Origin of the sequence: Paraburkholderia caribensis (assembly GCF_002902945.1) — a bacterium.
GTDB lineage: Bacteria > Pseudomonadota > Gammaproteobacteria > Burkholderiales > Burkholderiaceae > Paraburkholderia > Paraburkholderia caribensis.
Genome location: NZ_CP026101.1, coordinates 230,635 through 257,527, shown reverse-complemented (window position 1 = coordinate 257,527; position 26,893 = coordinate 230,635). Strand labels below are relative to the sequence as shown.

The following is a 26,893-nucleotide window of genomic DNA, read 5'->3' as shown; positions in this document are numbered from 1 at the left end:
AAAGGCCGCAGACGCGGCCTTTTCGTTTCACGAAGCCCTCACATGTTGCGCCGGTACTGACCGCCCACTTCGAACAGCGCATGGGTGATCTGTCCCAGTGAACAGACGCGCACCGCCTCCATCAGCACGGCGAAGACGTTTTCATCGTCGATGACGGCCTGCTTCAGGCGCTCCAGCATCGCCGGTGCGTCGCTTTCACGCGATGACTGGAACGCGCGCAGGCGCTTCAGTTGCCCCTGCTTCTCTTCTTCCGTCGAGCGCGCGAGCGCAATGGGCGGCGGCGCGTCGTGCGCATGCGCGCCAAGGAACGTATTCACGCCGACAATCGGATACGACCCGTCATGCTTGCGATGTTCGTACAGCATCGACTCGTCCTGAATGCGGCCGCGCTGATACCCCGTTTCCATTGCACCGAGCACGCCGCCGCGCTCGGTGAGCCGGTCGAACTCCGCGAGCACGGCCGCTTCCACGAGATCCGTCAGTTCGTCGATGACGAAGCTGCCCTGGTTCGGGTTCTGGTTCTTCGCGAGTCCCCATTCGCGATTGATGATCAGCTGGATCGCGACCGCGCGGCGCACCGAGTCTTCCGTCGGCGTGGTGATCGCTTCGTCGAACGCGTTGGTGTGCAGCGAGTTGCAGTTGTCGTAGATCGCGATCAGCGCCTGCAACGTGGTGCGGATATCGTTGAAGTCGATTTCCTGCGCGTGCAGGCTGCGGCCTGATGTCTGCACGTGATACTTCAGCTTCTGGCTGCGTTCGTTCGCGCCGTAGCGGTCGCGCATCGCAACGGCCCAGATACGCCGCGCGACACGGCCGAGCACCGTATATTCCGGGTCCATTCCGTTCGAGAAGAAGAACGACAGGTTCGGTGCGAAATCGTCGATAGCCATACCGCGCGCGAGATACGCCTCGACATACGTAAAGCCGTTTGCGAGTGTGTACGCGAGCTGCGAGATCGGGTTCGCACCCGCCTCCGCGATGTGATAGCCGGAGATCGACACCGAATAGAAATTGCGCACGCCGTGCTCGACAAAATACGCCTGTATGTCGCCCATCACCTTCAGGCTGAATTCCGTCGAAAAGATGCAGGTGTTCTGCCCTTGATCTTCCTTCAGGATGTCGGCCTGCACCGTGCCGCGCACGTTTTCCAGCGCGAAGCGACGCGCGGCATCGAGTTCGTCTTCGGAAAGTTCGCGGTTTTCCTGTTGCGCTTTCGCGTGCGCGAGCGCGATCTGCTGATCGATCGCAACGTTGAAGAACATCGCGAGAATGGTCGGCGCGGGTCCATTGATCGTCATCGACACCGACGTGTCGGGCGCGCACAGATCGAAGCCGTCGTAAAGCGCTTTCATGTCGTCGAGCGTCGCCACGGAGACACCCGAGTTGCCGACCTTGCCGTAGATATCGGGCCTTTCGTGCGGCTCTTCGCCGTAGAGCGTGACGGAATCGAACGCCGTCGACAGGCGCCTCGCGGGCATTCCTTCGGACAGCAGCTTGAAACGGCGGTTGGTGCGGAACGGGTCGCCCTCGCCCGCGAACATGCGTGTCGGGTCTTCGTTCTCGCGGCGGAACGGAAACACGCCCGCCGTGAACGGAAAGTAGCCGGGCAGGTTATCGAGCATCAGCCAGCGCAGGATTTCGCCGGGGTCCTTGAACGCCGGCAACGCGACCTTGCGGATTTTCGAGCCCGACAGTGTTTCGACGGTGAGCGCGGTGCGGATTTCCTTGTCGCGAATCTTCACGACATGTTCGTCGCCGGAATAGGCAGCGACTGTGTTCGGCCACGCATCGAGCAGCGCCTTCTCGCGCTCGCCCATCTGCGACGCGCGAGCGTCGATGAGCGAATCGAACGCAGCGGCATCCTGCACGCCGCCGTTCGCCTCGTTCAGCATGCGGCGCGCTTCGTCGAGCTGCCAACGTTCGCGCGCGAGCTGCGACTGCGCTTCGACGCGCTCCCGATAACCGCGCACCGTCAATGCGACGTCCGACAGGTAGCGCACGCGCGCGGGCGGCACGATGGCGTTACGGCCTGTCGAATGCCGCACGCCTTGCAGTTTCGGCAATCGCCCGTCGCTCTCATGCAGACCGTGGTCGTGCAGTGCCTTCGCGACATATTGGTACACAGCCGTCACGCCGTCGTCGTTGAAACGCGACGCAATCGTACCGAATACCGGCATCTCCTCAATTTTCGAGGTGAATTTATGTTGGTTACGCTGCACCTGTTTTGCGACATCGCGTAACGCGTCGGCGGCGCCTTTGCGGTCGAACTTGTTGATCGCGACAACATCCGCGAAATCGAGCATGTCGATCTTCTCAAGCTGGCTTGCGGCGCCGAACTCCGGCGTCATCACGTACAGCGACTTGTCGGCGTGCGGCACGATCGCGGCATCGCCCTGTCCGATGCCCGACGTTTCGACCACGATCAGATCGAAGCCCGCCATCTTGCAGGCGTCGATTGCGTCGGGCAGCGCGTCGGAGATTTCACTCGATGCCTCGCGCGTCGCCAGCGAACGCATGAAGACGCGCGCGCCGCTGCCCCAGTCGCCGATCGCATTCATGCGGATACGATCGCCGAGCAGCGCGCCGCCCGATCTGCGGCGAGAAGGATCGATGGCGATCACGGCGATGGTCAAGGTGTCGCCGTAGTCGAGGCGAAAACGCCGGATCAACTCGTCGGTCAGCGACGACTTGCCAGCGCCGCCCGTCCCTGTGATGCCCAGCACGGGCACGCGCGTGGGTCCGGCTTGCGCGGCGAGTGCCGCGCGCGTGGCGGGATCGACGTCGCCGGTTTCGAGCGAGGTGATCAGTTGCGCGAGCTTGCGGAATGCGGCGACACGCCCGGCTCGATCCGTGTCGCGGTGCATCGCGTCCTTCAGGTCGACAAGGAGTTGCGCAGGCCGGGTGTCCGCTCGCGCCGCGTCGCGGCAACGCGCGATCATGTCGTCGATCATCCCTTGCAAGCCGAGCCGCTGGCCGTCGTGCGGCGAGTAAATACGCTCGACACCGTAGCGCTGCAACGCCGCGATCTCATCGGGAACGATCACGCCGCCGCCGCCGCCGAACACCTTGATCCGCTCGCCGCCACGCTCGCGCAACAGATCGACCAGATAGCGGAAATATTCGACGTGCCCGCCCTGATAACTCGACACCGCTACGCCGTCTGCGTCTTCGTGCAGCGCCGCCGTCGCGACTTCTTCGACGGAGCGGTTGTGGCCAAGGTGGATCACCTCGACGCCGCTCGCCTGCAGGATGCGCCGCATGATGTTGATCGACGCGTCGTGGCCGTCGAACAGCGCGGCGGCCGTGACGAAACGCAGGCGTCGCGAGGACGGCTCGTGCGGCGAGCGCGGCGCGGAAGAGCGGGAAGCGGGCGCGTCGTCGCCGATGCGCTGCGGCGTGGAAAGATCAGTCATGTCTCCCCCGGATCGAATCGTCAGGTTCGTTCGTCTCTGCTTCGGGTGCTGCAACCAGTATAACGATACGACCCGATCGTCCGTGCGGCGTTCAGTGGGAGCGAACCGACGTGCGCCGCGCCGCGAATCTCACCGCGCGGCGAGCGCCCTGATCTGCTCGAGCGTGGGCCACAGCGTCTCGCTCGAAAAACGCTCCGCGATGAAATCGACGAATGAGCGCACCTTTGCCGACAGATGCCGTCGGCTCGCGTAGACGACATGGATGGGTAGCTCGCGCGGCGGCAGTGCATCGACGAGCAGCGGCACGAGGCGGCCAGCAGCGAGATCGTCGCCGATCACTTCCGTGCCGAGCAGCGCGAGCGCCGCGCCCTGCAGCACGACGACGCGCTGCGCCTCCAGATGGTTGACGACCAGATTGCCCGACAGCTTGACGCGCGCGCTTTCGGCATTCGCGCCCGCGACCAGTTCGAGCGCCGACACGCCCGCGTACTGGATGAAGTTGTGGCGCGCGAGATCGGCGGTAGTTTTGGGCGCGCCGTGCCGCTCGATATAGTCCGGCGACGCGCACAGCACGAGATGCGCGGTCGCCACCTGGCGCGCGATCAGCGACGACGACTTCAGCCCCGACGGCGACGCGCGAATCGCGACATCGTAGCCCTCGTCGATCAGTTCGACGACGCGGTCCGACAGCGTGATATCGACGGTGACTTGCGGATACTGCGTCGCATAGTCGGCGACGGCGCTCATCACGTGCCGCAAGCCGAACGCGGACAACGTCGACACGCGCAAGCGCCCTTGCGGCACGATGCTCGCCGCGCCGACCGCCTGCTCGGCTTCGTCGAGTTCGCTCAAGACCTGGCTCAGACGCTCGTAGTACTCGCGGCCCGCTTCCGTGGGCGCGACGCGGCGCGTGGTCCGGTTCAGGAGCCGCGCGCCGAGTTGCTGCTCCAGATGCATCACATGCTTGCTCGCCATCGCCGCCGACATGTCCATCTTCTCCGCCGCGCCGACGAAGCTGCCGACCTCGACCACGTGGCGAAACACTTTCATGCTGACGAGGGTATCCATGGCGATCGCTCGGAATAGGAATGAATCAGGCTGGTTTCCGGGACTTTATCAAGGAGCGGTCGACAATGCGCGGTACGAGCGAGCATCGGAAAGAAAAAGCCCCGCCTTCCGTGAGGAAGGCAGGGCTTCGCGGAGAACTGCACGACGGCGCGCCGCGCACGCCGTCGCGCCGCTGTCGTGTAGCTGTCGCGATCAGAACTTCGCGCGAATACCGACGCCGGCCGTATACCCCGACGCCAGGCTCGTGTACTTGTCGTAGAGATAGGCCGCGTAGACGTCGGTCCGCTTGGACAGCGGGTAGTCGTAACCGATCGCCGCCGACTGGTGCATCTGGTCCAGGCCGCCAGAATCGCGCGAGTACGCGTACGACGCCATCACCGTGCCCGTGCCGAGCGGCACCGACACGCCGCCCTGGGCCGTATTCACGTGCCAGCTGCCGACGTCCTGATCGTTCTTCGTGTACATGTATTGACCGTAGAACTTCGCGAACTTCAGGTCGTACGACACGCCCAGCTGGCCAACCGACTGGCTCTTCAGGCCGGAAACCAGCGAGCCGAGGTCGGTGGGCGAGTTGTTGAAGTTCACGTACTGGAACACGCCCGTCGCCGCGAACGGACCGTGGAAATACAGGAACTGCGCGCTGTATTTTTTCGAGCCGTTGTGATCGGCCGAATTGCCCAATGCATACATCGCGCTGCCCGACAGGCCGTTGAAGTCCGGCGACGAATACTGAACCGCGTTGTTCCAGCCGGAATCGCCAACCACGCCCATGTCCGTCGTGTAGGTCGGGAACGTGCCCAGGCCGAGGAACACGTGATAAACCATCGGCGAGAACACATACGAGTCGATGAACGGATTGAACAGAATCGTCGACACGAACAGTTGCGTGGTCAGACGGCCCGCCGTCAACGTGCCGTACGGCGACTCGATGCCGACGTACGCGTTACGCCCGAAGAACGTGTCGCCATCGAAGCGGCCGTACTTGCCGTTCTGCGCGCGGAAGAAGTCCTCCAGTGTGAAGATCGCCTTGTAGCCGTTGCCCAGATCTTCGGCGCCCTTGATGCCCCAGTACGACGTCGACATACCGCCACCCGACACGTTCCATGCGCTCTGGCTGCCCGGGAACTTCGTGACGCCGACCCATTCGTCGACCTGACCATAAAGCTGCACGCTCGACTGCGCGAACGACGACGTCGATGCGACGGCCAGCATGGCGCCGATGACGCTCGCCTTCAGGGTTGTTCTCAGCGCACGGCTGATGGTGGTATTCATGGGTTCTCCTGTCTTTGTCAAAAGGTGTGGCTGTGCAGCGGGGCGCTCGCCGATCCGTGTTTGTTTATCCGTTTGATCGTCGAGCCAATCTGGGCTGGGACAAATCTTTGCGGACCATTTTTATGGACAAAAATATCTGTGGTTATTGCGGGTATATGGGACTGAATAGTTTGGTGGACTTTCGGCCTGATACTGGTTGCCGACGCACCTTGTTTCCGCAGTGCCGCAATCACCCGCCCGCCCTTCGAAGCGCGCGGATTCTACAGCACAGCGGGTAATGCGAAGCGCATCGACGATGATTGATGCGCCGCCACAACGAAGAGGCGATTTGATGACAAACGCCGTAGGCTGACGAGCGTTTTCAAAAATGTGTGGCGTGCTTACGTCAGATCAAACGGGGTATTTTGTCGGACGTGCGGACGCCGAGAAGTTTGAGTAGCTGAACTTGAGACGAGACCGATCCGGTCTCAGAGAAAGGCGGGGAACAACAGAATGGACCGAACTATGTAACGTCCGGCAGGAGACTGAGATGTGATCAGTTACGGTAAGGCGACGGGGACGGGATGCGCGACGAGTCCCCTGGCGGGCGCGGGATCGGACGCGATGCGCCGCGCTCTTCGTTGTAGCGCGTGACGTCGTCACGGATCGATCCGACGTGCGCCGATTGCGCATTCGCAGGCGGTCGCGGCGCGTTACGCGACTCGGTGCTGATGGGCGTGATCGCACCGGCATACTGGGTGCCGCCGTATTGCGCGGCGGGGCGGTTGCGGTAGACGTCGGCGGGAAGCGTCAAGCGTTGCGCGGTGTAACCGGACGCATTGCTGCCACCCACACGCCCAGCGAATGTGTTGTTCACACTGTTCCGGTCCGACGCGTTGCCGCGGGAGCGCGGCGCTTCGCTTCGCGCATATCGGCCGCTGTAGTGCGGCGTCGCCATGCCGCGCGAGATGTTGGCGCGCGGCGCAGCGTTTCCATGGACAGGGCCACCGAACGACGCCCCTTGAAAACTCGACGCGCCGCCGAAGAACCCGTGTCCTCCATGACCGACAAATGACGGCTTCGCATAGGCGAGCGAAGTCAGCGCGACGATCAGCGCGCCCGTCACCCACCATTTGATCCTGGACAGCCCTACAAGCACCATGTTTCACCTGCCCGACGACCCGCCTGAGAGCCCGCCGTTCGAGCTACGGCTTGGCTGGTTCCGGAGCTGCGCGACTTGCCATGACAAGCTGTCTCGCGCGATGCCCCATCGGCCTTCGAACAGTAATTTATTGGCGGCCTCCAAGGGTGTCGAGCCAAAATATGTTAGGTCTGCGGCACTCTTGTAACGCATTGTTACTGCGACGTTTTTTCGCCACAAACCTCTTGCGGCGCAAGGCGAAAAAGCGCTGAAACGCGGTCGTTCGAACACCTGAATTCGTATGAACAGTGAGGCTGAAATATGCCCCTTTCGAGGTGTCGTTTCGACAGATTCCGGAGGCTCGCAACGGTCGCTCCGAGCAGCAGACTCGATGCGAACGCAACCATGTACGTCAACGGGCGTTTCATGCGCCAAGGTAATTAATCGATTCGGCAAATGAATTTGCTTTTTCAATCACTTTGCGCGGACAATAGCCCTTTGGCGCCCGCCCGCGGCAATCAAGGCGATCGCTGCACCTGCATCGAGATTTGAAAGATGGCACGTCCGAAACTCCTGCCCGACAATTTCACGCTGTGCCTGATCGGCACGGTGATTTTCGCCAGCCTGCTGCCCGTGCACGGCCACGCGGCGACGGCGTTCAACTGGGTTACGGATTTCGCGGTCGGGCTGCTGTTCTTCCTGCACGGCGCCAAGCTCTCACGCGAAGCGATCATTGCCGGTGCCACGCACTGGCGGCTGCACCTCGTGGTGCTGCTAAGCACGTTCGCGCTGTTTCCTGTACTCGGGCTCGTACTCAAACCGCTTCTTTCGCCCCTCGTGACGCCTGCGCTCTACGCCGGCATCCTCTTCCTCTGTACGCTGCCGTCGACGGTTCAATCTTCGATCGCGTTCACGTCGATCGCGAAGGGCAATGTGCCCGCCGCCGTGTGCAGCGCGTCCGCCTCGAGCCTGCTCGGCATCTTCATCACGCCCGCGCTCGTCAGCGTGATCGTCACGAGCCAGGCCGCGAGCGGCACGTCGCCGTGGCATACGGTGTGGAACATCGTGCTGCAACTGCTGGTGCCGTTCGTCGCCGGGCAGTTGCTGCGGCCGATGATTGGCGGATGGATAGACCGTAATCGCGGCGTGCTGAAGTTCGTCGATCAGGGCTCGATCCTGCTGGTGGTGTACGCCGCGTTCAGCGAGGCCGTCAACGAAGGGCTGTGGCATCAGATTCCGCTCGTCGCGCTGGGCGGGCTGCTCGTGGTGTGCGCGGTACTGCTGGCGCTCGCGCTGGCGGTGACGATGTTCGTCGGCAAGCGTCTGGGCTTCAGCCGCGCCGACCAGATCACGATTATCTTCTGCGGTTCGAAGAAGAGCCTCGCCGCCGGTGTGCCGATGGCGAAAGTGATCTTCGCCACCCATGCGGTCGGCGCCGTGGTGCTGCCGCTGATGCTGTTCCATCAGATTCAGCTGATGGTCTGCGCCGCGCTCGCGCAACGCTGGGGCGCACGCGACGTCAGCGCTGAGAAGCGCGCCGCGCAAAAGAGCACGACGGCCGCTGTTGCGCGCCGCTAGGCCTGTTTCGAATGAGTCGAGATTCATAAGCGCTCTCCCTGAGTGCATGTCGTGAAAGCCGCCTACGGGCGGCTTTTTCGTTATTTCATCCTGCCCGGCCGCTGCCGTCGCCTCGGCACGACGGCATAGGACAAACGCACACGCCCGCCGCCCCAAATAATGAAAACGCTTCCGCCGGGCACCAGAACGGTGCGGGGCGTCATTAAAAATTCATTTAATTTCAGCGACTTGCTGCCGATAAGCCGACGGTCCAATGCTCCGGCCATGTGTCATGCCTCAACGCTCGCTCTCCACCATCGCAGCGCCGCGCATCGTCGATCTGATTGCGCAGCGTGACCTGTCCGCCGTGTTCCAGCCGATCGTCGATTTCGACGACGGCGAGATTCTCGGCTACGAAGGGCTGATCCGCGGGCCGGCCGGCTCCGCGCTTGAAGCGCCGTACGCGCTGTTCGCGCAGGCGGCCGCCGAAGGCAGCGTGATCGAACTGGAACGCGCCGCCGCGCACACCTGCATCGAGGCATTCGCGAAGCTCAAGTACGAGGGCAAGCTGTTTCTGAATTTCAGCGCCGGCGCGATCCGTCAACTCGCCGACAACCGCGAAGACACCTTCGTCATGCTTCGGAACATGGGCGTCGATGCCGAACGCATCGTGATCGAACTGACCGAGCAGAGCGCGATTCCCGATGTCGCCGGTTTCCTGCCCGCCATCGCCATGTTGCGGGTGGCGGGCGCCCAGTTCGCACTCGACGACTACGGCACCGCCAACGCCAGCATGAATCTGTGGGTGCGCCTGCAGCCGGACGTCGTGAAGATCGACCGGTTCTTCATTCACGACATTGCCAGCGACCCGCTCAAGTTCGAAGCCGTCAAGGCGATGCAGCACTTCGCGGCCGCGAGCGGCGCGCGCCTGGTGGCCGAGGGCATCGAAAACGAGGCGGATCTGATCGTCGTGCGCGACATGGGGATCGCCTGCGGCCAAGGCTATTTCTTCGGCAAGCCGCATGCGCACCCGCCGCGCAAGGTCTCCGACGACGCGCGCGAAGCATTGCGCGCCGGCCATATCGCCGTGTTCCCCGAGGCGACGCGCGCGATGAGCGCGTCGCCGTCGGGCGGGATGGCATCGGCGAAGATGGTCGTGCATGCGCCCGCGCTGCCGCGCAACGCGACCAACAACGACGTGCTCGAACTCTTCAACCGTCTGCCGAACCTCCATGCCGTCGCCGTCGTCGAGCACAACGAGCCGGTCGCGCTGATCAACCGGCGCGCGTTCATGGACCGTTATGCGCTGCCCTACCACCGTGAACTGTTCGGCAAGCGGCCGTGCCTGCTGTTTGCAAATGCATCGCCCGTGGTCATCGAAAAATCGATGACGGTCGATGACATGGCCAAGCTGCTCGCCAGCGACGACCAGCGCTACCTCGCGGACGGCTTCGTCATCACCGAGGGCGGCAAGTACGTCGGCCTCGGCACGGGCGAAAGCCTCGTGCGAGCGGTGACCGAAGTGCGCATCGAGGCGGCGCGTTACGCGAATCCGCTGACTTTCCTGCCGGGCAACATTCCGATCAGTTCGCACATCACGCGGCTGCTGAGCCACGAAGCGGCCTTTTACGCCTGCTACGTCGACCTGAATCACTTCAAGCCGTTCAATGACCAATATGGCTACTGGCAAGGCGACGAAGTGCTGAAGTTCGCCGCGCACGTGCTCGCGGAAGTCTGCGATCCGACGCGCGATTTCCTCGGCCATGTCGGCGGCGACGATTTTCTGATCCTGTTCCAGAGCGAAGACTGGCGCGAGCGCGCAGAGCGCGCCATCCATGTGTTCAACGAAGGCGCGCAGCGCTTCTACGCGCCGGGCGACCGCCTGGCGGGCGGCATCCGTGGTGAGGACCGGCGCGGCAATCCGACGTTCTTCGGCTTCGTGACGATGGCGATCGGCTGCGTGCTGGTGCAGCCGCAATCGCGCGAAGCCGTATACAGCAGCGAAGACATTGCATCGGTTGCGGCGCTCGCGAAACGCCGCGCGAAGAGCGCAGCGTCTGGTCTCGTGATGATCGGGTTCGAAGAAAGTCAGATGTTGCTGCAAGGGCGCACGGCGGTGGCCATCGACTGAGCTTCTTCTAGGCCCGGCTTCCCGACCTCCGGCGTGCTCTCCAGCCGCGCAGCACGCCGCGACGACATTCCTCTGTCACGACGAACCATCACCTTCGCAGCACGGCTCGGACTGCACACGTTCGCTATCCATTTCATCGCATTGCCGGGCGGCGCGGCAGTCAATATCGATTGATGAATCCAACGTGCCGTTTAGTGCATTTTACTAAACAAGCGATTCACCTTCACTCCGCCTGTATACGGGTATCTACGCGTGTCGAAAGCCATTGAGCGAGGGATTTGCTCAGTGGTTTTACTATACAATCACCCGAACTTGAACTCCGCCGCCGCGCGTCTCTCGTGCGGCCGCTCTATTCGATGGCTACAACGATCCGCGACGTCGCCCGCGCGGCCAGCGTGTCGATCGGCACCGTCTCACGCGCTCTGAAGAATCAGCCCGGTTTGTCGGAAACGACGCGCGAACGCGTCGTCGAAACGGCGCGCCGGCTCGGCTACGATTCCGCGCAGCTGCGTCCACGCATTCGCCGGCTCACGTTTCTGCTACATCGTCATCACAACAACTTCGCCGTCAGCCCGTTCTTCTCGCACGTGCTGCACGGTGTCGAGGACGCGTGCCGCGAGCGCGGCATCGTGCCTTCCGTGCTGACGGCGGGGCCGACCGAGGACGTCGTCCAGCAGATGCGCCTGCATGCGCCCGACGCGATCGCCGTCGCCGGGTTCGTCGAGCCGGAAACGCTCACGACGCTCGTGGCGATGAAGCGCCCGCTGGTGCTGATCGACCTGTGGGCGCCGAACCTGCGCTCGGTGAACCTCGATAACCAGGCGGGCGCCGCGCTCGCGATGCAGCATCTGTTTGCGCAGAAGCGCACGCGCGTCGCGTTCATCGGCGGCTCGCTCGCGCACTACAGCATCGCGCAGCGCGCGCTCGGCTACCGGCGCGCGTTTTTCGAAGCGGGGCTGCTGTTCGATCCGTCGCTGGAAGTGACGATCGACGCGGGGCTGGACCCCGACGCCGGCGCCGCGCTCGCGATGGAGCAACTGCTCGACCGCCCCGGCCCGCGCCCCGACGCCGTCTTCGCGTACAACGACCTCGCCGCGCTTGCGGCGCTGCGCGTGTGTCTCGCGCGCGGCCTGCGGGTGCCTGAAGACATCGCGATCGTCGGCTTCGACGACATTCCCGCCGCCGCGCACGCGCGCCCGCCGCTCACGACGATCGCCGTCGACAAGGAAGCACTCGGCCGGCGCGGCGTCGAACTGCTGCTCGAAGACACGCCGTCAGCACTCGACATTCGCATTCCGGTCCAACTCGTTGTCCGTGCCAGCACTTCGGTGAACACGCCATGAAACAACCCGACACGACTCTTTCGAACAACACCGCCAATCACCAGGCGCCGCCTGTCGCGAGCTTCCGCGACGGCGCTTTCCTGCTGTCTCACATCGAGGACACGCTGCGCTTCTACGCGCCGAACGTGCTCGATCCGAGCGGCGGCTTCTTCCACTTCTTCCGCGACGACGGCACGATCTACAACCGCGCGACGCGTCACCTCGTCAGCAGTTGCCGCTACGTGTTCAACTACGCGATGGCGTACCGGCAGTTCGGCGACCCGCAGCATCTGGAGTATGCGCAGCATGGGCTGAAGTTTCTGCGCGATGCCCACTGGGACCCGCATCACCAGGGCTACGATTGGGAGATCGACTGGCGCGACGGCCACAAGCGCACGCTCGACGCCACGCGCCACTGCTACGGCCTCGCATTCGTGCTGCTCGCGTACGCACATGCGGCGATGGCGGGCATTGAAGAAGCGAAGCCGATGATCGCCGCGACCTTCGAGCTGATGGAGCACCGTTTCTGGGACCCGGCAGCCGGCCTGTACGCCGACGAAGCCACGCCTGACTGGAGCGTGAGCTCGTATCGCGGCCAGAACGCGAACATGCACACCACCGAGGCGCTGCTCGCCGCTTACGAGGCGACGGGCCATCTCGTGTACCTCGACCGCGCCGAGCGCGTCGCGACCAACATCACGCTGCGCCAGGCCAAGCTGTCGCAAGGTCTGGTGTGGGAGCACTTTCACGCCGACTGGTCGGTGGACTGGCACTACAACGAGGAAGACAGCTCGAACATCTTCCGTCCGTGGGGCTTCCAGCCCGGCCACCAGACAGAATGGGCGAAGCTGCTGCTGATCCTGGAGCGCCACCGTCCGCTGCCGTGGCTGCTGCCGCGCGCAATCGAACTGTTCGACGCGGCGATGACGCACGCGTGGGACAACGATCACGGCGGCCTGTACTACGGCTTCGGCCCGGACTACACCGTCTGCGACCACGACAAATACTTCTGGGTGCAGGCCGAGACCTTCGCGACAGCCGCGCTGCTCGGCCAGCGCACGGGCAACGAGCGCTTCTGGGACTGGTACGACGAGATCTGGCGCTACAGCTGGGCGCATTTCGTCGATCATCGCTATGGCGCGTGGTACCGCATTCTGACGTGCGACAACCGCAAGTACAGCGACGAAAAGAGCCCGGCCGGCAAGACCGACTATCACACCATGGGCGCATGCTACGAAGTGCTGCTGCACGCACTGCGGCCCGCAGCGCAGCCTTCCGGCGCGTCCGAATAACCTCGTACGGTGAGCAACATGAGCGCGAGCCCTGAATTTCACGCTGAGTTTCCCGAATTCGTTTCCGCCGGCGACATCCTCACCGATCTCGTGCGCACGGGCCCTGCCAGCTGGCTGTCGGTTCCCGGCGGCGCGGGCTGGAACGTGGCGCGCGCGGTTGCGCGGCTGGGTCTGCCGACGGCCTGCGCCGGATCGCTCGGCGTCGACAATTTCTCCGACGACCTGTGGAACGCCAGCGTCGCCGCGGGTCTCGACATGCGCTTCATGCAGCGTGTCGAGCGTGCGCCGCTGCTCGCCGTCGTGCATCAGACTCACCCGCCTGCGTATTTCTTCATGGGCGACAACAGCGCGGACCTCGCCTTCGATCCGTCGAAGCTGCCCGAAGGCTGGATGTCGCAGGTGAAGTGGGCGCATTTCGGCTGCATCAGCCTCGTGCGCCAGCCGCTCGGCGCGACGCTCGCGAAGCTCGCCGCCGCGCTGCGCGAGCGCGGCGTGAAGATCAGCTTCGATCCGAACTACCGCAACCTGATGGCGCACGGCTACGAGCCGACGCTGCGCCACATGGCGTCGCTCGCCGATCTGATCAAGGTATCGGACGAAGACCTGCGGCTGCTGTTCAAGACCGACGACGAAGCAGCCGCCCTCGCGCAGCTGCGCGCGATGAATCCGACGGCGATCGTGCTCGTCACGCGCGGCTCGGAGGCGGCTACGCTGATCGACGGCGAGCGGATCGTCGAAGCAACGCCGCCGCGCGTGGCCGTTGCCGATACGGTCGGCGCGGGCGACGCGTCGATCGGCGGGCTGCTGTTCAGTCTGATGACGGCGCCGCAGCGCAAGTGGGAAGAGCATCTGGCGTTCTCGCTCGCGGCAGGCGCGGCGGCTTGCCGCCATTCAGGCGCGCATTCGCCGACGCTCGATGAAGTGGTATCGCTGCTGCAGGATTGATCGGCCGGCGCCGTCGGCGGAGGCTGCCGGCGCATGCGCCTGACCGGGCGACGCCGTCCGCTGCGCGGCGGCCTGCAAACATGCTGGGAGCCCGGAAGAGCGCGCCTTCGGGCGCCGACATGTGAGCGTCGACATCGCGTGCTAGGATGGAATCTCCCCCTTGCAGGAGATGCATCATGGAGGACGTCACCTACACCAAAGGCCTCTACACGGCGACGGCGAGCGTGCGCCCGGTAGATGGCGGGCAATACCAGGGCGTCGTTGCACTGTCGCGCGACGAAGGCGACGAGACGGAAGACACGCTCTACGAAGTCGAAGCCACGTCGCCGACAGCCGACGAGGCGCTCGAAGACGCGAAGGCGCTAGCCCACAGAATCCTCGGCGAGATCGAACTTTAGGCACGGGGCTTTCGCATTGAACGATACGTGGCGCGTCCGCCGCGCGCCGCGCCGACGACGTTTTCTTCGTTGAACAGGCGGAGGCGATCATGACAGAACCGCTCTTTCTCTACGGCGTGTACGCGATACACGTGCGGCCACTCGAACTTCAGGGCGCGCGCTGGGACGCGGAATACGAAATCCGGCATCGCGATCATCCCGTACAGCGCTGGACCACGGTAGGCGGCGACACGGGCTTCGCGACGCAAGCCGAAGCTGTCGAAACGGCACATCAGCAGGCCGTTGCCGATATCGAGCACGGCGCGGGCGTGCCGAAGCCGCGCGCGTTTCCCTGAGCGGACCAAGGTCGCGTCGCCTGAAGTCGCGCATTGCCGCCGCTAACCGGGCGGACGGGCTACACTACATGCCGCAGCGGGCAACCGGCATGACGACCGCGCCGCGACGCTGCGCAACAAACCCGTTAGCAGAACAGAAAAAGAATGAGCGCGACCCCGCCCGAATCCAACCCTCACCGCGCGCGCAAAGGCCGGATCCTCGACCGGAAAATTCGCGTGCGCTCGCACACTGTCATCGCGCATGGCTTGCCGCTGCGCGTCTGGCAGGACCTCTATCACCGCGCGCTGACAATCAGTTGGCCCGTGTTCTTCATCTCGCTCGCGTTCCTGTTCCTCGTGCTGAACTCGGTCTTCGCGTCGCTGTACGAACTCGGCGGTGACGCCATCGCCAATCAGAATCCGAAGGGCTTTGCGGGCGCGTTCTTCTTCAGCGTCGAGACGCTCGCCACGGTCGGCTACGGCGACATGCATCCGCGCACGCTTTACGGGCATCTCGTCGCGACACTCGAGATTTTCGTCGGCATGTCGGGTATTGCGCTGGCCACGGGCCTGATCTTCGCGCGCTTTTCGCGGCCGCGCGCGAAGATCATGTTCTCGCAATATGCGGTGGTGCGCCCCATCGACGGACGCACCACGCTGATGGTGCGCACCGCGAACGCACGGCAAAACGTGATCGTCGAGGCTCGTGCGCGGTTACGGCTGATGCGCGTCGAGCGGTCGTCGGAAGGCTATGTGCTGCGCAAGATTTACGACCTGCGGCTGGTGCGCGACCAGCAGCCGATGTTCTACCTCGGCTGGAACCTGATGCACGTGATCGACGAAGCCAGCCCGCTTTTTGGCCAGACGCCGGAGAGCCTCGCCGGGCAGGACGCGTCGCTGCTGATGACGATAGAAGGCTCGGACGAAAACACTGCGCAGACGATGCAAGCGCGCTATTCGTGGCTCAGCGACGACATACGCTGGCAGTACCGCTTCGTCGATCTGATCCGCGAAGTGAACGGGGTGAGCCATATCGACTACACGCATTTCGACGACGTCGAGCCCCTTCAGCCGCACGAACTGCAGCAGGCGCCGACAGGCTGAGCGCGTGGTTTTTCCACGCGGCGGCTAGTGCTTCGCCTTCAACGTGTCTATTTCACGTTGCTCGATTGCCATTGCCCGCGCGTGACCTTCCCGCGCGATCGCGCGCTCGACGTATTCGCCGATGCGGCCCGAGGGCTCGAGCAGCTTCGCGACAAACGCGATCTGCAGCGTGCCCGCCAGCAGAAGGTCGGCGGCGGAGAAGCGCTCGCCGAGCAGCCAGTCGCCTTCATCGAGCGCCGTGTCGATGGCCGCCTTCACGCGCTCCAGGTTGCCCCAGCCGAAGCTGAATGAATTTCCCGACGCACCTGTCAATTTTTCGGCCATTGCGGGTTCGAGGCAGCCCGGGGTGAAGAAAAGCCACTGCAGGAAACGGCCTCGCAACCGATCGCCGACGGGCGCGCCGAGACGGGCTTCGGGAAAACGGTCCGCCAGATACAGCAGCACCGCGCCCGATTCCGCGACCTGTACGCCGCCGTCGTCGAGCGCGGGAAGCTTGCACATCGGATTGACGTGGTGGAAATCGGAGGTGTCCTGCTCGCCCGTGCGCAGGTTCACGCGCGCCAGCTCATAGGGCTCGCCGATTTCCTCGAGCATCCACAGCGCGCGGAAAGCCCGCGTTTTCGGCCAGTAGTACAGTTTCATCGCCCGTCTCCTGTGGGTTGCAAAGCTGTTGGCATAGCGTAACCCAAGGGCGGGCATCACGAACCTCGTCTGAATGGCATAGGCATGTCTCAATAGCCATTCGAGGTAACGCTCTCAAACGCCCTTCCGACGCCCCAGCATCCGAAGGCGGTGGATCTATCTCAATACGAGCCCGAATAGCCGGAATCGTGTCGCAGTAAATGAATCAGAGACAAAAAGTAGCAAGAATCTTCTCCAATTGACGCGAAAGAATGGAGTCTCTTTCGCTGCGACGGCAAGCCGCAACACGATGCCGCCAGCGAAACGCAAAAACACGGAGACTCCACAATGACCGCTCGTCTACCCATCGACGGCACCCCCGCACTCGCCGACTACCGCCTCTCCGACAACCTGACCGCCACGCGCGGCCGCATTTTCCTGACGGGCACGCAGGCGCTCGTGCGTCTCGCGCTGATGCAGCGCCAGCTCGACAAGGCGCGCGGCCTGAACACGGCCGGCTTCATCAGCGGCTATCGTGGCTCGCCGCTCGGCATGGTCGACCAGCAGTTGTGGAAAGCGAAGAAACTGCTCGAAGCGAACGACGTGCGCTTCCTGCCTGCGATCAACGAGGAACTCGGGGGCACGGCCGTGCTCGGCACGCAGCGCGTCGAGGCGGACCCGGAACGCACCGTCGATGGCGTGTACGCGATGTGGTACGGCAAAGGACCCGGCGTCGATCGGGCGGGCGATGCCCTCAAGCACGGCAACGCCTACGGCTCGTCGCAGCATGGCGGCGTGCTGGTCGTCGCGGGTGACGACCACGGCTGCGTGTCGTCGTCGATGCCGCATCAGAGCGACTTCGCGATGATCGCGTGGCACATGCCCGTCGTGAACCCGTCGAACATCGCGGACATGCTGGAGTTCGGCATCTACGGCTGGGCGCTGTCGCGCTACTCGGGCGCCTGGGTCGGCTACAAGGCGATTTCCGAAACGGTTGAATCGGGCTCGACCGTCGATCTCGATGCTTTGCAGATGGAATGGCCCACGCCCGAAGGCTTTCAGGCGCCCGCGGGCGGCCTGCACAACCGCTGGCCCGACTTGCCGAGTCTCACGATCGAACAGCGTTTGCACGCGAAGCTCGACGCCGTGCGCCACTTCGCGCGTCTGAACAGCATCGACAAGTGGATCGCGCCGAGCCCTCACGCGAACGTCGGCATCGTCACGTGCGGCAAGGCGCATCTCGATCTGATGGAAGCGTTGCGCCGGCTCGATCTCACCGTCGCCGATCTGGAGCAGGCGGGCGTGCGCATCTACAAGGTCGGGCTGTCGTTTCCGCTCGAAATGACGCGCATCGACGCGTTCGTCGCCGGTCTGTCGGAAGTGCTGGTGATCGAAGAAAAGGGACCCGTAATCGAGCAGCAGATCAAGGACTATCTGTACAACCGCACGGAAGGCGCGCGCCCGGTGATCGTCGGCAAGCATGCTGAAGATGGCTCGATGCTGCTGTCGTCGCTCGGCGAATTGCGGCCGTCACGCATTCTGCCCGTGTTCGCGAACTGGCTTGCGAAGCACAAGCCCGCGCTCGATCGCCGCGAGCGCGTAGTCGATCTCGTCGCGCCGCAGATTCTCTCGAATGCCGCCGATGCCGTGAAGCGCACGCCCTACTTCTGCTCGGGCTGCCCGCACAATACGTCGACGAAAGTGCCCGAGGGCTCGATCGCGCAAGCAGGCATTGGTTGTCACTTCATGGCGTCGTGGATGGAGCGCGACACCACGGGCCTGATCCAGATGGGCGGCGAAGGTGTCGACTGGGCCTCGCATTCGATGTTCACGAAGACGCGCCACGTGTTCCAGAATCTCGGTGACGGGACGTACTTCCACTCGGGCATTCTCGCGATCCGCCAGGCGGTCGCGGCGAAAGCCACGATCACCTACAAGATCCTTTACAACGACGCGGTCGCGATGACGGGCGGCCAGCCGGTCGACGGCAGCATCTCGGTGCCGCAGATCGCGCGTCAGGTGGAAGCGGAAGGCGTGTCGCACTTCGTCGTGGTCAGCGACGAGCCGGAAAAGTACGACGGCCATCATGGCCAGTTCCCGAAGGGCACGACGTTCCATCACCGCAGCGAACTCGACAAGGTGCAACGCGAGTTGCGCGACATCGACGGCGTGACGGTACTGATCTACGACCAGACTTGTGCCGCCGAAAAGCGCCGCCGCCGCAAAAAAGGCGAATTTCCCGATCCGGACAAGCGTCTCTTCATCAACGAGGAAGTGTGCGAAGGCTGCGGCGATTGCGGCGTGCAGTCGAACTGCCTGTCCGTCGAGCCCGTTGAAACGCCGCTCGGACGCAAGCGCCGCATCGATCAGTCGTCGTGCAACAAGGACTACTCTTGTGTGAACGGTTTCTGCCCGAGTTTCGTGACGATCGAAGGCGGCAAGCTGAAGAAGGCGGCAGGCGTCGCATTCGATGCAGCCGCGCTCGCCGCGCGCGTCGACGCATTGCCGACGCCAGCGACGCACCTCGACGCCGCGCCCTACGACATTCTCGTAACGGGTGTGGGCGGCACGGGTGTCGTGACGGTTGGCGCGTTGATCAGCATGGCCGCGCATCTGGAGGGCAAGAGCGCTTCGGTGCTCGATTTCATGGGCTTCGCGCAGAAAGGCGGTTCGGTGCTGTCGTTTGTGCGCTTCGCCGCGCGCGACGAATGGCTGAACCAGGTGCGCATCGACACGCAACAGGCCGACGTTCTGCTCGCCTGCGACATGGTGGTCGGCGCGGGCGCGGATGCATTGCAGACGGTGCGGCACGGCCGCACGCGCATCGTCGTGAACACGCATGCGATTCCCAATGCTTCGTTTGTGCAAAATCCGGATGCGAATCTGCATGCCGACGCGCTGCTCGACAAGATGCGTCATGCGGCGGGTGAAGAGCGCATGTCGTCATGCGATGCACAGGCGCTCGCGACGCGTTTCCTCGGCGACACGATCGGCGCGAACATTCTGATGCTGGGTTTTGCGTGGCAGCTTGGCCTCGTGCCCGTATCGTTCGCCGCGATGATGCGCGCAATCGAGTTGAACAATGTCGCTGTGCAGATGAACCAGTTGGCGTTTTCGATTGGCCGTATGGCGGCCGCCGATCCTGCCGGACTGGAGGCGCTGTGGACGCAGCGTCATGCGGCGCAGGCTGTTGATTCGTTGGAGACGCTCGATGCATTGGTCGCAGATCGCGAAGCGCGTTTGATGGCGTATGGCGGCGCGGCATATGTGAAGCGCTATCGTGCGCTGGTCGATGCGGCGCGTCAGGCTGAGCGCAAGCTCGCAGGCGCGGTTGAGGGTGAAGAGCGCTTGAGCCGCGCTGTTGCTACGACGTTTTATCGGCTGCTCGCCGTGAAGGATGAATACGAAGTCGCGCGTCTGCATAGCGATCCGGCATTCCGTGCTGCGCTCGAAGCCCAATTTGAAGGTGTCGCGGGGAAGGATTTTGGCGTGAAGTTCAACCTTGCGCCGCCGACTATTTCACGAGCGAAGCATGGCGCTATGGCGCAGAAGAAGACGTTTGGTCAATGGATGTGGCCGGTGTTCGGTGTGATGGCGAAGTGGCGCGGGCTGCGGGGCACGATGCTCGATCCGTTTGGCCGCACTGTCGAGCGGCGAATGGAGCGCCAGTTGTCCGCCGACTATGAAGCGACGATGCAGCGGGCGTTTTCGGTTTTTGATGCCGGTACGGCGGATGATGTCGTTACCCTTGCTGGGTTGCATGCGCGGGTGCGCGGGTATGGGCATGTGAAGCTTGCCAATCTGGCTGCGGTTAAGCGCAGTGAGCGCGCGCTGGCAGCGCAGTTGGATGTCGAGGCCGCGACTGGGGCGGCTGTGGAGGGGGCGCTTCGGGAAGCTAAAGGTTTTGGGGCGTTGCGGGGGATTCCTGTTGTTGTAGCAAAGTAGGTTTTTTTGTCTGCGACGCCTGTTTTGGTTTGCTTTGGTTGGCGTTGGTTTGTGCTGGCATTCGCGGTTTGCTTTTTTTCTGGCATCCGCGAATTGTTGGCGTGTTGCACGCGGTGCCGTTCGGTGTTTTGGCCTTCGCTGGCATCCGCGTTTTGTTAGCTCGCTTCACGCGTCGCCCCTGTGCGGGGCGGCACCTACTTTTCTTTGCCGCCGCAAAGAAAAGTAGGCAAAAGAAAGCGGCTCACACCGCCAGTGCTAATTCTTGCCTGAGGGCCCCCAAAGGGTCTTACGCTTCACGCGGCAACCACATCATTCCTGCTCGTTGCCAGCGCTCTTGCTGGGCGCCTCACCCGCTTCACGCTCCCGCGCCATGGCACACCTTGCCAGACAGGCCACGGCCGCCCAGGTGGCAAACTGTGTGTCGGCCCTCGGTGCTCCACATGCTTCACTCCAGACCGATAGCGCACGCGTCCCACCCTGTAAGCGCGCCAAGATATACGACGCGACAACCTACACACAGTTTGCCACCTGGGCGGCACATACCATTCGCTGCCGCCGGCTCATGTACGGGTGTTTGAAGTGGGTGAGGCGCGCATTCGAAGCGTTGGCAACGGGCACCAAATAGGGCCACTGGCGTGTGATGTGTGGGGACGTTGGGGGCCCGTGGACAAAGGTCAAGCGCTGGCGGTGTGAGCCGCTTTCTTTTGCCTACTTTTCTTTGCGGCGGCAAAGAAAAGTAGGTGCCGCCCCGCACAGGGGCGACGCCTGAAGCGAGATAACAATTCGCGGATGCCCGCGAAAGCAAAGGCAAAGGCAAAGGCAAACCGGGGATGCCAGCGAAGCCGAATGCGAGACCAAACCAAAACCAAACCAAAACCAAACCTCACCCGCCCAACAACCCGCGAACCACTCTCACCTTCTCTTCAGAAACAGAAGCGTGCGCAGCACACCTAACACCAGCCCCAAAATGCACAGCCCGAACGCCCGTAGCGCGAACAAACTCTTGAACACGATCGACGGTAAGCCCAGCCCCTGCCAGCACAGTGCAATGCGAACGCGCGGCCCGCGCAACGAGCGACCGAACCTCATCCACAGCATCCAGCACCGAACCCTTGCCACCTGAAGTCAGAACATTGGTAACAGCATCGAACTCAAGCAGCACATCAAGCGCCTCATGCAGATCACGCGCCTCATCAAACGCACGATGAAACGTGACAGGTATCCCATCCGCAGCATCGACAACCCGCAACAACCCATCCCGATCAACTTCACGCGACGCAGTCAACATCCCAATCACAACCGCATTCGCCCCCGCCGACTTCACAGCGCGCACATCGCGCAACATGACCGCGAAGTCATCGGCATCATAGACAAACGACCGGCTGTGAGGCCGCACAATCACATTGACGGGAATCGACACCGCCGCGACCACGGCCTCGATCATCCCGATGCTCGGCGTCAACCCGCCCTCGCCCGTCGCCGTAATCAGTTCAAGCCGATCCGCACCGCCGCGCGCAGCGGCCATGGCATCGGCAACCGTCGTCGCGATGACTTCGAGCACTACCCGTTCGCTTCGCATATCAGAGAGTCACGTCGTGAAAAACAAAACCCTCATGATCTCAGAAGTGAGGCTCCTCGAACCAGTCGATATCGCCGCACAACACGCACGTGCGCGCGCCAATCTGCGTCGCCACCGACAACGTCACACACGGCACCGCTTCGTTGATCGACAGATACGGCCGCGTCACATGCACACGCTCAGGCGCCTCCATCGCCGCACGAAAATACGGGCGTCGCAGCCAGTTCGCGCCCTGCGCATCCGATAGCGGCAAAAAGCGCGTTTCGTGTGAAGCACGGTCGGCGCGCAGCACGACGTTGCGCCCAGCCTGCCGCCCCTTGTCGTCGAGCAGATAACAGCGCGCAGCGTGATCGAGCGCCAGAAAATTCCAGCACACTTCGTCGAGCAGTTCGCCCGCAGCAAGCCGCTCAGCCGCGCGCTCGAACGCGCGAATGTAAGGCGCGAGCCGCGATGCGTTGCGCCGCTCGCGCTCCTCCGTCTGCGTCTGATAACGCTCGGTCAACTCGCCAATGCACGCCGCCGCATGCGTCGCGTCGGCAAGACCCGGATGCGGCCGCCCAAAGAAAAAGCCCTGCACGAAATCGACGTTGCACTCCATCGCCATGTGCGCCTCGTGCTCCGTCTCCACACCTTCGATCAACACCAGCTTGCCCGCCTCGTGCAGCAGCGCGACAAGACCCGGCAGTATCGATGCGACGTCCGCGCGATGCGCCGCATGCGACAGCATGATGCGGTCGAGCTTCACGATATCGGGATTCAACTGCCAGATGCGCTCGATGTTCGAATGCCCGGCGCCGAAGTCGTCGAGCGCGATCAGGAAGCCCCGCTCGCGAAACTGGCGCACGGCATCGGCCAGACGCTCGATGTCTTCCGCGCTCTGTTCGAGCACTTCGAGCACGATGCGCCGCGGCGACAGATTCAGCCGCCGCAGGTTCGCCAGCAGCGCCGCCGAATGATACGAGTCGATCAGCACGCCCGGATGGACGTTGAGAAACAGCCACTCGCGCTCCGCGCCGAGCACCTTGAAGTTCTCGAGATGCAGAGACTGCGCGAGCCGGTCGACATGCAGCACGTCGCCGACGCGTGCCGCGTGGCCGAACACGTCGACGGGCGACACCGCGCGGTCGAAGGGATCGTGTGCGCGCAGCAAGCCCTCGTAGCCCACGGCACGCATGTGCGACAAACTGAATATCGGCTGAAAAACGCTCGTCAGCGTCAGGTCGCCGTGTTGTACCGAATAGCGCTGCAGGCCCGAGGTCATGCTGATCTCGAAACCGTGCGGCACCGTTGTTCTTTCCTGTTGCGCAATCGTCATGCAGTCCTCTCACGCAAAAGCACGGCGGGCGCGTCGCAAAGGCGAAGGGCCGCCGCCGTCCTCGAAATGTGCGTTATCAGTTCCTATTAAGCAAGCTCCATGCGCACGGTGGCGCACCTACAAACGAAATTTGCATGGAAGGCTGCACCGCGCGAAGCGCCCGTGCGTCGCGCAAGGGCGCACAGTGCACCGTAGCAGTGCATTCTGCTTTCGGACGACTTGCAGCCTTCGATGCGCGATGTCATCCCGTCGGGCTACACTTCGGGCTGACCGACACGCCGCATCGTCTTTCCAGACGCGGCGATTCATGTCGCGACGCGTGGACAGAGTCTCGCTCTTCCCGTCGCGCGCCACTGCCTGTTTCCCCACACCCGGTTTCCGATGGATATCGTCTTCACCGTTTTGATCCTGCTGCTCGCCGTCGCCGCTTCGGGCGTCGTGGTGCGGCTGGTGCCGTTCAAGCTGCCGCTGCCGCTCGTGCAGATCGCCTTCGGTGCGCTGCTCGCGTGGCCGCGTCTCGGCCTGCACGTGACGTTCGATCCCGAACTCTTCATGATGCTGTTCATTCCGCCGCTGCTGTTCGCGGACGGCTGGCGCATCCCCAAGCGCGAGTTCTTCATGCAGCGCCGCGCGATCCTGATGCTCGCGCTCGGCCTCGTGTTCATGACCGTGGTCGCGGTCGGCTACTTCATTCACGCGATGGTCCCGTCGATCTCGCTGCCCATCGCGTTCGCGCTCGCCGCCGTGCTGTCGCCGACAGACGCCGTCGCGCTGTCGGGCATCGCCGGGCGCAACCGCTTGCCCGAGCATCTGATGCATATCCTCGAAGGCGAAGCGTTGATGAACGATGCGTCCGGTCTCGTCGCGCTGAAGTTCGCGATCGCCGCCGCGTTGACGGGCGTGTTCTCGCTGCGCGACGCGTCGGTGAGTTTCGTGATCATCGCGCTCGGCGGGCTGGCCACAGGCGCGGCGGTGGCGTGGCTCTTCAGCTTCGCATCGACGCGCTTTCTCAACCTCACCGAAGAAGGCGACCCTGCGCCCGGCGTCGTAATGACGATGCTGATTCCGTTCGCCTCGTATCTGTTCGCCGAGCACTTCGGGTTTTCCGGCATTCTCGCCGCCGTCGCCGCCGGCATGACGATGAACTACTCGACGTTCGCGACCTCGAGCCCCGCGTCCGCGCGCGTGCGGGCGAGCGTCACATGGACGATGATCGAGTTCGTCTTCAACGGCATGGTCTTTATCCTGCTCGGCCTGCAGTTTCCGCACATCATCGGCAGCGCGCTGCTCGACGCGCATCAGGAAGCGAGCGGCTCGGAGTTGCGGCTGATCTTCTACGTCGCCGCCGTCGCGGTGGCGCTGTACGCGCTGCGTTTCGTGTGGGTCTGGCTGCTGCGCTGGTTCGCGAGCCGCGGCGCGGCGAAGCAAGGCGTCGCGAATGCAGTGCCCGGCCTGCGCACCGTATCGATGACGACGATCGCAGGCGTGCGCGGCGCCGTGACGCTCGCGGGCGTGCTGTCGCTGCCCGTTGCGTTGTCGAATGGACAGCCGTTGCCTGGACGCGATACTGCGATCTTCATCGCGTCGGGCGTGATTCTCGTGTCGCTATTCGTCGCCGTGATCGGCTTGCCGCTATTGATGAACGGCGCGCGCCGCCGGGCCGATCCGCATGCCGCCGAAGAACGCATGGCGCGCATTCAGGCGGCGCAGGCGGCAATCCGCGCAATCGACCGCTATCAGGAAACGGCGACCGCCGATCTCGACGAAGCCTCATCCGCCCATGCCGCCGATGTGACCGCGCGCGTGATGGACATTTACCGCCGCCGTCTCGCCACACTCGACGACGACATCGAACCCGCCGAAAACGCGCGGCGCGCTGAAGCGCTGGAGTTTCAGATGAAGCTCACGGCGATGCGCGCCGAACGCGTGACGCTGCTCGACCTGCGCGGCAGTCAATTGATCAACGACGACACGATGAACAAGCTGATGCGCGAAGTGGATCTGTCGGAAACCGCGTTGCTGACGCGCGGAAAAGGAAAGAAGTAAAAAAACGGGCGCCTCGCTGAACTGCGGGCGCCCGTTGTGCTCGAGCGGCTCGAACTGCTCAAGCGGATAACTGCTTCAAACTCAAACAGCCGGCTCTTGCGGCCCCTTGCGACGCAGCAGCGCGTACAGAATGATCGCGCCGAACGTTGCAGTGCCGATCCCGCCGAGCGCAAAGCCGCCGAACTTCAGCGAGAAGTCGCCCGCGCCGAGCACCAGCGTCACGGCGGCGACGATCAGATTGCGGTTGTCGGAGAAGTCGACCTTGTTGACGACCCAGATGCGCGCGCCCGTCACCGCGATCAGACCGAACACGACGATCGACACGCCGCCCAGCACCGGGCCGGGAATGGTCTGGATCACCGCGCCGAACTTCGGCGAAAAACCGAGCACCAGCGCGATCACGGCAGCAATCACGAACACGAGCGTCGAGTAGATCTTCGTGACGGCCATCACGCCGATGTTTTCCGCGTACGTCGTGACGCCCGTGCCGCCCGCGAAGCCCGACACGACCGTCGCAATACCATCGCCGATAAACGCGCGGCCGATGTAGCGGTCCAGGTTCTGCCCCGTCATCGCGCTAACCGCCTTGATGTGGCCGAGGTTTTCGGCAACGAGGATCACCGCAACGGGCGCGAGCAGCGCCATCGCCTGTGCGTTGAAGACGGGCGCCGTGAAATGCGGCATGCCGAACCACGCCGCATTCGCGACGATCGAGAAGTCGATCGGCTTGCCCATGCCCATGCCGTTCGTGACGATCGCGTAGATCACGTAAGCGATCAGCAAGCCGACGAGAATCAGCAGACGCTGCAGCATGCCGCGCGTGAACACCGCCACGGCACCGACGCACAGCACGGTGACGAGCGCCATGTATGACTCGAACGCGCTGCCGCTCACGCCCTTGACGGCGATCGGTGCGAGATTCAGGCCGATCACCGCGACGATCGAGCCCGTCACGACGGGCGGCATCAGCGTCTCGATCCATGCCGTGCCGACGGCCGACACGATCAATCCGATGATGACGTACACCACCCCGCACGCGATGATCCCGCCGAGCGCAACAGGGATGTTCATGTTCGGGCCATGACCGCTGTAGCCGGTGATCGCGATCACGAGACCGATGAACGCGAAGCTCGAACCGAGATAGCTCGGCACGCGCCCACCCACCAGCACGAAGAACAGCAACGTGCCGATCCCCGACATGAAGATGCAAAGATTGGGATCGAAGCCCATCAGGAGCGGGGCGAGTACGGTCGAACCGAACATCGCGACGACGTGCTGGATGCCCATCGCCAGCATCTGCGGCCCGGGCAGGCGCTCGTCGGTATTGACGACGCGCCCCTCGACGCTCTTGGACTGGACGCGCCAGCGCGGAAAATAGGAATCGGCCATCGCGGGGGTTCTCCTCTATTGGCGTAGATCTTGTATGGAAGCGCCACCTTTTTGTGTGATGC

At 63.5% G+C, this 26,893-nt stretch carries 18 protein-coding genes; 10 read left to right on the top strand and 8 right to left on the bottom strand.

Features of this window, described 5'->3' with window-relative positions:
- Window positions 1-38: 38 nt before the first annotated feature.
- The 4 genes from icmF to C2L66_RS01065 all read right to left on the bottom strand — a co-directional run bounded on the left by icmF (window position 39) and on the right by C2L66_RS01065 (window position 6,894).
- Window positions 39-3,413 carry a fused isobutyryl-CoA mutase/GTPase IcmF gene (icmF, locus tag C2L66_RS01080; RefSeq protein ID WP_060599351.1) on the bottom strand — a complete coding sequence of 1,125 codons (3,375 nt, stop codon included), beginning with the start codon at window positions 3,411-3,413 and terminating at the stop codon, window positions 39-41.
- Between the two features lie 129 nt (window positions 3,414-3,542).
- Window positions 3,543-4,481: a LysR family transcriptional regulator gene (locus C2L66_RS01075; protein ID WP_060599352.1), complete on the bottom strand. Its 939-nt coding sequence runs from the start codon at window positions 4,479-4,481 to the stop codon at window positions 3,543-3,545.
- Between the two features lie 192 nt (window positions 4,482-4,673).
- Window positions 4,674-5,753, bottom strand: a complete 1,080-nt coding sequence (locus C2L66_RS01070) for a porin (protein WP_035986998.1) — start codon at window positions 5,751-5,753, stop codon at window positions 4,674-4,676.
- A 535-nt stretch (window positions 5,754-6,288) separates the two neighbouring features.
- Window positions 6,289-6,894, bottom strand: a complete 606-nt coding sequence (locus C2L66_RS01065; RefSeq protein ID WP_060599353.1) for a hypothetical protein — start codon at window positions 6,892-6,894, stop codon at window positions 6,289-6,291.
- A 534-nt stretch (window positions 6,895-7,428) separates the two neighbouring features.
- Between C2L66_RS01065 and C2L66_RS01060 the strand changes: the two genes are divergently transcribed.
- From C2L66_RS01060 to C2L66_RS01025, 8 genes are all read left to right on the top strand, one after another.
- The gene (locus C2L66_RS01060) at window positions 7,429-8,451 is read left to right on the top strand and encodes a bile acid:sodium symporter family protein (protein WP_054929540.1); all 1,023 of its coding nucleotides are present in this window, start codon (window positions 7,429-7,431) and stop codon (window positions 8,449-8,451) included.
- 271 nt (window positions 8,452-8,722) lie between these two features.
- Window positions 8,723-10,561 (top strand): EAL domain-containing protein, encoded by a 1,839-nt coding sequence (locus C2L66_RS01055; RefSeq protein ID WP_060599354.1) that lies wholly within the window; start codon window positions 8,723-8,725, stop codon window positions 10,559-10,561.
- 356 nt (window positions 10,562-10,917) lie between these two features.
- Complete coding sequence (locus C2L66_RS01050) at window positions 10,918-11,904, top strand: LacI family DNA-binding transcriptional regulator (protein WP_035987656.1); 987 nt, start codon at window positions 10,918-10,920, stop codon at window positions 11,902-11,904.
- Window positions 11,901-13,175, top strand: a complete 1,275-nt coding sequence (locus tag C2L66_RS01045; protein ID WP_060599355.1) for an AGE family epimerase/isomerase — start codon at window positions 11,901-11,903, stop codon at window positions 13,173-13,175. Before C2L66_RS01050 ends, C2L66_RS01045 begins: the two co-directional genes overlap by 4 nt.
- Window positions 13,176-13,193: 18 nt before the next feature.
- Entirely contained in the window at window positions 13,194-14,120 is a 927-nt protein-coding gene (locus C2L66_RS01040; protein WP_054929537.1) for a carbohydrate kinase family protein, read from the top strand.
- A 176-nt stretch (window positions 14,121-14,296) separates the two neighbouring features.
- Window positions 14,297-14,518: a hypothetical protein gene (locus C2L66_RS01035; RefSeq protein WP_007577857.1), complete on the top strand. Its 222-nt coding sequence runs from the start codon at window positions 14,297-14,299 to the stop codon at window positions 14,516-14,518.
- A gap of 89 nt (window positions 14,519-14,607) precedes the next feature.
- Window positions 14,608-14,853 (top strand): hypothetical protein, encoded by a 246-nt coding sequence (locus tag C2L66_RS01030; protein WP_035987658.1) that lies wholly within the window; start codon window positions 14,608-14,610, stop codon window positions 14,851-14,853.
- A gap of 144 nt (window positions 14,854-14,997) precedes the next feature.
- Window positions 14,998-15,936 (top strand): ion channel, encoded by a 939-nt coding sequence (locus C2L66_RS01025; protein ID WP_054929536.1) that lies wholly within the window; start codon window positions 14,998-15,000, stop codon window positions 15,934-15,936.
- 24 nt (window positions 15,937-15,960) lie between these two features.
- Here C2L66_RS01025 and C2L66_RS01020 read toward each other — a convergent pair whose 3' ends face one another.
- The gene (locus C2L66_RS01020; RefSeq protein WP_054929535.1) at window positions 15,961-16,578 is read right to left on the bottom strand and encodes a glutathione S-transferase family protein; all 618 of its coding nucleotides are present in this window, start codon (window positions 16,576-16,578) and stop codon (window positions 15,961-15,963) included.
- A 327-nt stretch (window positions 16,579-16,905) separates the two neighbouring features.
- On the opposite strand from C2L66_RS01020, the gene C2L66_RS01015 reads away from it, so the two are divergent.
- Window positions 16,906-20,502 carry an indolepyruvate ferredoxin oxidoreductase family protein gene (locus C2L66_RS01015; protein WP_060599356.1) on the top strand — a complete coding sequence of 1,199 codons (3,597 nt, stop codon included), beginning with the start codon at window positions 16,906-16,908 and terminating at the stop codon, window positions 20,500-20,502.
- Between the two features lie 883 nt (window positions 20,503-21,385).
- Here C2L66_RS01015 and C2L66_RS01010 read toward each other — a convergent pair.
- Both C2L66_RS01010 and C2L66_RS01005 read right to left on the bottom strand, forming a co-directional pair.
- Complete coding sequence (locus C2L66_RS01010) at window positions 21,386-22,081, bottom strand: copper homeostasis protein CutC (RefSeq protein ID WP_060599357.1); 696 nt, start codon at window positions 22,079-22,081, stop codon at window positions 21,386-21,388.
- A 40-nt stretch (window positions 22,082-22,121) separates the two neighbouring features.
- Window positions 22,122-23,396 carry a sensor domain-containing phosphodiesterase gene (locus C2L66_RS01005; RefSeq protein WP_054929525.1) on the bottom strand — a complete coding sequence of 425 codons (1,275 nt, stop codon included), beginning with the start codon at window positions 23,394-23,396 and terminating at the stop codon, window positions 22,122-22,124.
- 381 nt (window positions 23,397-23,777) lie between these two features.
- Between C2L66_RS01005 and C2L66_RS01000 the strand changes: the two genes are divergently transcribed.
- Window positions 23,778-25,442: a Na+/H+ antiporter gene (locus C2L66_RS01000; protein WP_054929524.1), complete on the top strand. Its 1,665-nt coding sequence runs from the start codon at window positions 23,778-23,780 to the stop codon at window positions 25,440-25,442.
- A gap of 81 nt (window positions 25,443-25,523) precedes the next feature.
- Here C2L66_RS01000 and C2L66_RS00995 read toward each other — a convergent pair whose 3' ends face one another.
- Entirely contained in the window at window positions 25,524-26,831 is a 1,308-nt protein-coding gene (locus C2L66_RS00995) for a solute carrier family 23 protein (RefSeq protein ID WP_060599358.1), read from the bottom strand.
- Window positions 26,832-26,893: the final 62 nt, after the last annotated feature.

What these genes read in the sequence shown, in the direction of transcription:
- C2L66_RS01030 (WP_035987658.1), top strand. Translation starts at nt 14,608, where the DNA reads ATGACAGAACCGCTCTTTCTCTACGGCGTGTACGCGATACACGTGCGG.
- C2L66_RS01035 (WP_007577857.1), top strand. Translation starts at nt 14,297, where the DNA reads ATGGAGGACGTCACCTACACCAAAGGCCTCTACACGGCGACGGCGAGC.
- C2L66_RS01040 (WP_054929537.1), top strand. Translation starts at nt 13,194, where the DNA reads ATGAGCGCGAGCCCTGAATTTCACGCTGAGTTTCCCGAATTCGTTTCC.
- C2L66_RS01010 (WP_060599357.1), bottom strand. Translation starts at nt 22,081, where the DNA reads ATGCGAAGCGAACGGGTAGTGCTCGAAGTCATCGCGACGACGGTTGCC.
- icmF (WP_060599351.1), bottom strand. Translation starts at nt 3,413, where the DNA reads ATGACTGATCTTTCCACGCCGCAGCGCATCGGCGACGACGCGCCCGCT.
- C2L66_RS01050 (WP_035987656.1), top strand. Translation starts at nt 10,918, where the DNA reads ATGGCTACAACGATCCGCGACGTCGCCCGCGCGGCCAGCGTGTCGATC.
- C2L66_RS01025 (WP_054929536.1), top strand. Translation starts at nt 14,998, where the DNA reads ATGAGCGCGACCCCGCCCGAATCCAACCCTCACCGCGCGCGCAAAGGC.
- C2L66_RS01075 (WP_060599352.1), bottom strand. Translation starts at nt 4,481, where the DNA reads ATGGATACCCTCGTCAGCATGAAAGTGTTTCGCCACGTGGTCGAGGTC.
- C2L66_RS01055 (WP_060599354.1), top strand. Translation starts at nt 8,723, where the DNA reads ATGCCTCAACGCTCGCTCTCCACCATCGCAGCGCCGCGCATCGTCGAT.
- C2L66_RS01045 (WP_060599355.1), top strand. Translation starts at nt 11,901, where the DNA reads ATGAAACAACCCGACACGACTCTTTCGAACAACACCGCCAATCACCAG.
- C2L66_RS01060 (WP_054929540.1), top strand. Translation starts at nt 7,429, where the DNA reads ATGGCACGTCCGAAACTCCTGCCCGACAATTTCACGCTGTGCCTGATC.
- C2L66_RS01015 (WP_060599356.1), top strand. Translation starts at nt 16,906, where the DNA reads ATGACCGCTCGTCTACCCATCGACGGCACCCCCGCACTCGCCGACTAC.
- C2L66_RS01005 (WP_054929525.1), bottom strand. Translation starts at nt 23,396, where the DNA reads ATGACGATTGCGCAACAGGAAAGAACAACGGTGCCGCACGGTTTCGAG.
- C2L66_RS01000 (WP_054929524.1), top strand. Translation starts at nt 23,778, where the DNA reads ATGGATATCGTCTTCACCGTTTTGATCCTGCTGCTCGCCGTCGCCGCT.
- C2L66_RS01070 (WP_035986998.1), bottom strand. Translation starts at nt 5,753, where the DNA reads ATGAATACCACCATCAGCCGTGCGCTGAGAACAACCCTGAAGGCGAGC.
- C2L66_RS00995 (WP_060599358.1), bottom strand. Translation starts at nt 26,831, where the DNA reads ATGGCCGATTCCTATTTTCCGCGCTGGCGCGTCCAGTCCAAGAGCGTC.
- C2L66_RS01020 (WP_054929535.1), bottom strand. Translation starts at nt 16,578, where the DNA reads ATGAAACTGTACTACTGGCCGAAAACGCGGGCTTTCCGCGCGCTGTGG.
- C2L66_RS01065 (WP_060599353.1), bottom strand. Translation starts at nt 6,894, where the DNA reads ATGGTGCTTGTAGGGCTGTCCAGGATCAAATGGTGGGTGACGGGCGCG.